Below are 6,000 nucleotides of genomic sequence, written 5' to 3' on the forward strand. Positions count from 1 at the left end.
CAGCCAATAGCGGTTGCACTTTAAGGTAGAACAAGCTATACTTATTTTTGCCGTGCTAGACGGGGAGGTAGCGGTGCCCTGTAGCTCGCAATCCGCTGTAGCGAGGTTGAATCCCTATCTTAGGTTATGTCGATGTGGGGCTGGTGTCCATGAACAGTGTTGACGGTCGGGTCCTCCGCAATGGGCGCCTGTGAACGGGTCAGGTCCGGAAGGAAGCAGCCATAAGCAGGTCCGCTCATGTGCCGGAGGGGTGCTTGACCTGAGCTGGGAGTGGAAGTGCCGCTCATGTCGCATCAATCGAGGGTAGGTGCACGGTCCTACTAATGAATCCACCAAACATCCTAATTCGACTCCAATCGAGTCTGATTAGGATGTTTTTTTGCGTTTTGGCAGGATTATCAACTTTTGTGGACGAATGGAATAGGAACGGGTTGGATTTACGAAAAGGGGATAGCGCAGCATGCATGAGATACCTTCAGCTTCTATTGTTCGATTGAGCCTTCAAACGCTCGAGAGCTATTGTGCCCAGTTCGGCGGGACGATGATCGTGGTGGTGGATGAAGACGGACGGATGGTCCACGTGAATACGCAATTTCTAAAGGAAACGGGCCATACGGAATCGGATCTGCTGTATACGGGCATCCATACCGTGACGGACAGCCATCTGTTTAACGGTGAACCGGCGCAATCGATAGAAGCCATAAGGCGGCATCTGCTTCATCCTGGCGAGGAACCCATTGGGATAACAATACTCAAAGCGGACGGCGGCTCCATGCACGTAACGGTTTCACCGATTATTGCGCAAACCGAGCAGGGAATCCGCTGCCTTCTTTTTCTATTCGGGCATGATTGCGAGAAAAGCAGCCTGATCGAGCGTTTCGGGGAAACGATGCTGCAGGATGAACATATCGGGGTTATTTTGCTTCATCCGGAAACGCTGCGCATATTCGATATCAGCCCCCTTGCCTGCCAGCTGCTTGGCGTGGCCAAATCGGCTCTCGTCAACGAGCAGCTGTCTACGTTCTTCGCCAGTGCGGAGAAAGAATATGCGATCATCTGCGAGGCGCTGGCAAGCGGAGAGCCGGTGCGGAACTATCCGCTGACGTGGATCCGCGGCGAGAAGCAGAGCGAGATGCTCATGGACGTCGGGCTTTTGCGGAGCATCGGTGAAGTGAAGGATGGCGCTTATATTATTTTCAAGGATGTAACCAATTTGCGTTCGCTTGAGACTCAAGTCCAGCGCAGCGACCGGCTTGCGATGATCGGTCAGATTGCGGCGGGCACTGCGCACGAGATCCGCAATCCGCTTACCGCGATTCGGGGCTTCCTGCAGATGTTCCGTAAATCAATGATAGAGCGGGAGCTGCACAAGGAGAAAGAATACACGGACATCATGCTGGACGAGCTGGACCGGATCAACCAACTGGTTGGCGAGTTTCTCTTGTTAAGCAAACCGAAAGAGGTTTCGACCAGTTGGATTCAAATTGGGTCCGTGCTCCGCGACATTATGCCGGTCATCGCGGGCGAAGCGCTCTTACATAATGTGACCGTAAGCTGGGATGAAACGCTTGAACTGCCGCGCGTGCTCGCAGACGGCGAGATGCTGAAGCAGGTGTTTTTGAACCTGTGCAAGAACGGCATCGAGGCGATGGAAGGCGGCGGATCGCTCACCGTGAGGGGTTCGGTGATTCGCGCGGGCAAGAAGTCGCAGGTGCTGGTCGAGATAGAGGATACGGGTCCGGGCATACCGGCTCATTTCATAGACAAAATCTTTGACCCGTTCGTCACCACCAAGCAGAACGGGACAGGGCTCGGCCTTTCCGTATGCCAGCGGATCATGCATGATTTCGGCGGGAGCGTCGCGGCTGTGCCGAGATCAGGCGGGGCGCTGCTGCAGGTCGTGCTCCCTTGCTGAAACGAAAGCGCGAGGTGCCGTCATTGCGACATAGGGAAGAATCGTGAATGAGAACGGTTTTTTTGATCATACAGCATGTATAGCTTCACTCGGATATATGTCTGTATGATCGAAGCACAAAACTATTTTGCCTATTCTAGGACGGCAAAGTAGTTTTGGCTTGGCTGGCGGCATCGTGTATAATAAAGGGACCGGGCTTGTCTTATGGCCCCGTGAACGTAAGCAGCCGAAAGGAACGGAACGTATGTCACATATCGCCTTATATCGTGCCTGGCGTCCGCAGACGTTCCAGGATATGGTCGGCCAGCAGCATATTATTCAAACCTTGCAGAACGCCATACGCGAACAGCGTGTGTCCCATGCTTATTTGTTCAATGGGCCGCGAGGAACGGGCAAGACAACCGCGGCTAAAGTATTGGCCAAAGCGATCAACTGCGAGCGGGGACCGACGACGGAGCCCTGCAACGTCTGTGATGCTTGCCGGGGAATCACGGCCGGAACGATCATGGATGTCGTTGAGATCGATGCAGCCTCCAACCGCGGTATAGATGAGATTCGGGATATTCGGGACAAGGTTCGGTATGCTCCTTCGGAAGTACGCTTTAAAGTGTACATCATTGACGAGGTGCACATGCTGACGACCGAAGCCTTCAACGCCTTGCTGAAGACGCTTGAAGAGCCGCCTGCCCACGTCATTTTCATTCTGGCAACGACGGAGCCGCACAAGCTGCCTGCGACGATCGTTTCGCGCTGTCAGCGGTTTGATTTCCGGCAAGTTTCGCTGCCGGAGCAGACGGAGCGCCTGCGGCAGATTTGCTCGGAAGAAGGCATCCAAGCGGACGAAGACGCGCTTGCTTACATTGCCAGACTATCGGATGGCGGGATGCGGGATGCAATCAGCTTGCTGGAGCAGGTGTCGGCCTATGGCGGCGAGCGTATTACGCTCAATGATGCCGTCGATGTAACCGGCGGTCTTGCGGCGGAGCAATTCGAGCAGCTGGCCGAAGCGATTCGGGCGCGCGATGCCGCGGCTATCATGCCTTTGGTAGAAGGGCTGATGCAGGCTGGCAAGAGCGCAGATAAGTGTCTTGAAAACTTAATATACTATTTCAGGGATCTGCTTGTATTGAAGCTGGCTCCTCAAGGGCGCGCTTCGACCGAGCGGATCGTTGATCAAGCCAAATACCGTGAAGTGGCGCAATCGTTCAGCGCGGAGCTGCTGTTTCGCATGATCGATGTGCTAAACCAGTATCAGCTTGAAATCAAGCATGCCGCGCTGCCGCAAACGATCTTCGAAATCGCGCTGATGAAAATTTGCACGATGCAAGCCGGCGGCGGTACTGAAGATTCGGCTGCCGTGCCTGCCGCGGAAGAGGCATCGACAAGCGGAGCGCCCGCCGGAGCCGAAGAAGTGCAGCGCCTGCAGCAGCGCATCGATGCGCTGGAACGCAAGATCGAGCAGCTCCTGGCCTCCGGCGTGCGTCCGGAGGCGGGCGCTGTCTCCGCCGGTGAACAGGCCGGAGGCGGGCAGCGCGGCGGTCGCGGCGGCGCGACGAGCTTCGCCGCGCGAAGCGGCTCGGGGGCCGGTGCGAATGCGATCGCCCGCGTGAAGCTCGATCCCTTCCTCGCCGCGGCTGAGAGCCAGGCGACGGGACAGGTGCGCATGCGCTGGAGCGACATTTTGCAGCGCGTGAAGGGGTATAATATTTCGACGCACGCTTGGTTTGTGAACGGCGATCCCGTCGCAGCTGCAGACAATACGATTCTTGTAGCCTTCAAGAATTCCATTCACCGCGAAACGACGGAAAAGCCGGCTAACCGGGATGTTATCGAACGGGCGCTTCATGAGGCGTTCGGCAGGCCGATTCGACTTGCGACAGTCATGCTGAAGGAGTGGCAGACCGCAACCGAGAAAGGGCCTGCGCCGGCAGGCGAGCTCCAGATGCTTCAGCAGGATGAGGCAGGGGCTGCACCGGCAGAGCCGGAGTGGGTGGAAGAAGCCGTCAAGCTGTTCGGCGAAGATCTGGTAGTCATAGAAGACAAATGATTGTTCCGCAATGCATTTAACTATAACTGAGGAGTGACATTTCAAGATGAACAACATGAACCAAATGATGAAGCAAGTGAAAAAGATGCAAGAGCAAATGCTGAAAGCGCAAGAAGAGCTGGGTACGAAGATCATTGAAGGCTCTGCCGGAGGCGGCGTCGTAACGGTGCAAGTTAACGGCCATAAGAATGTTCAAAGCATCGTGATCAAGCCGGAAGCCGTAGATCCGGACGATATCGAAATGCTGCAAGACCTTGTTCTGACCGCAATCAACGATGCTCTGAACAAAGCCGACGAGTTGGCGAACAAAGATATGGGCAAATTCACGGGCGGTATGAAAATCCCGGGTCTATTCTAAAACGAACGTTTCAAAAGTAGAGGAGCTGCGCCTTGTATTATCCCGAACCGATAGCCAAACTTATTGATGCCTTCAGCCGATTGCCGGGTATCGGTCCGAAGACGGCGGCCAGGCTGGCTTTTCATATTTTGAAAATGAAAGAGGACGACGTCATCGATTTCGCGAAGGCGCTCGTCAGCGTGAAGCGGAATTTGCATTACTGCTCCGTATGCTGCAACATTACGGATACCGATCCATGCCGGATCTGTTCGGATCAGAGCAGGGATAACTCCGTTATTTGCGTCGTACAGGAATCCCGGGACTTGGTGGCGATGGAGCGCACGAAGGAATATCAAGGTCAGTATCATGTCCTTCAAGGGGCAATTTCGCCTATGGAGGGCATCGGGCCTGATGAGATCCGCATCGCCGAGCTGCTCAGACGGCTGAGCGACGAGCGCGTTCAAGAGATGATTCTCGCCACGAATCCCAACATTGAAGGGGAAGCGACTGCCATGTACTTATCCCGGCTGGTCAAGCCCTTTGGCATCAAAGTAACCCGAATCGCGCACGGCCTCCCTGTTGGGGGAGACTTGGAGTATGCTGACGAAGTCACATTATCCAAGGCCCTTGAGGGTCGAAGAGAATTGGGTTAATCCCTGCATCAGACAAACCCTGCGAGCATTCGTGCTCGCAGGGCTTTTTTGTTTGCGGGCGTGCTGGCGGCAGGGGAAGCTTGTTCTAATTCCGCGTCTCACTCATACATTCAACTATAAGACCAGGGGAATGAGAGGAGCGATCGAGATGTGGATGAAATGGCTGCGATCTAAAAAACAGGCTGCCACGCTGAAGCAGCGCATGACGGAGCAGGAAGAACAACTGGAGCTGTACGCGGAGATTCATTTGGCTAAGCAGGAATGGGACAACGCATACCGCTATTTCGATTATGCGCTCGGGAAAGACCAAATCGACTATGCGATCTTCGCGATCGGAGCCGCGGAGAAGCGGTATGAAATGCTGATCCGTAAAGCCAAGCGTTTGCCAGTGGAATGGACAAGTGTGAAAGGCGGTGTAAGTGTATGAAAACGATATGGATGGTTAGCCTAGTCGTGTCATCGCTGCTTCTGGTGGGAGTCATCCTGCGGAATCGGCTGTCTCTGCAATGGGTGCGGCGATTTGCGCTGCATTTAATCGCAGCGGCGTTAACCTTATACATGCTTAATTATTCAGGTCTTATAACGGGTATGGAGGTGCCGATAAATCCGGCGACGATCGGCACGGCGGTGCTGCTTGGCGTACCGGGCATAGCCTTGATCGTAGGGCTGCAGATGACGCTATTTTAGGTGGAAAACATTGAAAGCCATGAATTGTCGAGGAACACTTGACCATATCGATGCGAATGTGTTAAATTAATTTTCGCGTCACACGAAGGAAAATGAGTTGCAAAAACAAATTAAAAAAAGTGCTTGCAATTAAATGACCGAGTGTGATATATTAATCAAGTCGCCGCTGAGACATGGGCGAACGAAACGAATGAATTTGTTCCTTGAAAACTGAACAATGAGCGACCTGTCAAAAGGTTTTAAAAACGGTGAAACGATGTTAGTCACTTATGTGACGAAGCGAGTTTCAACGAGAGCTAGTTTTTGAATGAGCTAACAAGCGAATTCATAAATGATCTTCGGATCACTTTTATGGAGAGTT

At 53.7% G+C, this 6,000-nt stretch carries 6 protein-coding genes and 1 other RNA gene; all 7 read left to right on the forward strand.

From position 1 onward, the window contains the following. Window positions 1-50 precede the first annotated feature (50 nt). The 7 genes from ffs to DL346_RS27770 all read left to right on the forward strand — a co-directional run bounded on the left by ffs (window position 51) and on the right by DL346_RS27770 (window position 5,639). Window positions 51-315, forward strand: an RNA gene (gene ffs, locus DL346_RS27740) — signal recognition particle sRNA large type. Window positions 316-460: 145 nt separating this feature from the next. Then, a complete protein-coding gene (locus DL346_RS27745) occupies window positions 461-1,915 on the forward strand; it encodes an ATP-binding protein (protein ID WP_112885631.1) in 1,455 nt (484 codons plus the stop codon). 244 nt (window positions 1,916-2,159) lie between these two features. Continuing rightward, entirely contained in the window at window positions 2,160-3,962 is a 1,803-nt protein-coding gene (dnaX, locus tag DL346_RS27750; protein WP_112885632.1) for a DNA polymerase III subunit gamma/tau, read from the forward strand. 46 nt (window positions 3,963-4,008) lie between these two features. Next, the gene (locus tag DL346_RS27755; protein ID WP_112885633.1) at window positions 4,009-4,320 is read left to right on the forward strand and encodes a YbaB/EbfC family nucleoid-associated protein; all 312 of its coding nucleotides are present in this window, start codon (window positions 4,009-4,011) and stop codon (window positions 4,318-4,320) included. A gap of 32 nt (window positions 4,321-4,352) precedes the next feature. Next, a complete protein-coding gene (gene recR / locus DL346_RS27760; protein ID WP_112885634.1) occupies window positions 4,353-4,952 on the forward strand; it encodes a recombination mediator RecR in 600 nt (199 codons plus the stop codon). 148 nt (window positions 4,953-5,100) lie between these two features. Further along, window positions 5,101-5,379: a YaaL family protein gene (locus tag DL346_RS27765; RefSeq protein ID WP_240633480.1), complete on the forward strand. Its 279-nt coding sequence runs from the start codon at window positions 5,101-5,103 to the stop codon at window positions 5,377-5,379. Further along, on the forward strand, window positions 5,376-5,639 hold the full coding sequence (locus DL346_RS27770; RefSeq protein ID WP_112885635.1) for a pro-sigmaK processing inhibitor BofA family protein: 264 nt from the start codon (window positions 5,376-5,378) through the stop codon (window positions 5,637-5,639). Before DL346_RS27765 ends, DL346_RS27770 begins: the two co-directional genes overlap by 4 nt. Window positions 5,640-6,000: the final 361 nt, after the last annotated feature.

Source organism: Paenibacillus montanisoli (assembly GCF_003268025.1).
GTDB lineage: Bacteria > Bacillota > Bacilli > Paenibacillales > Paenibacillaceae > Paenibacillus_Z > Paenibacillus_Z montanisoli.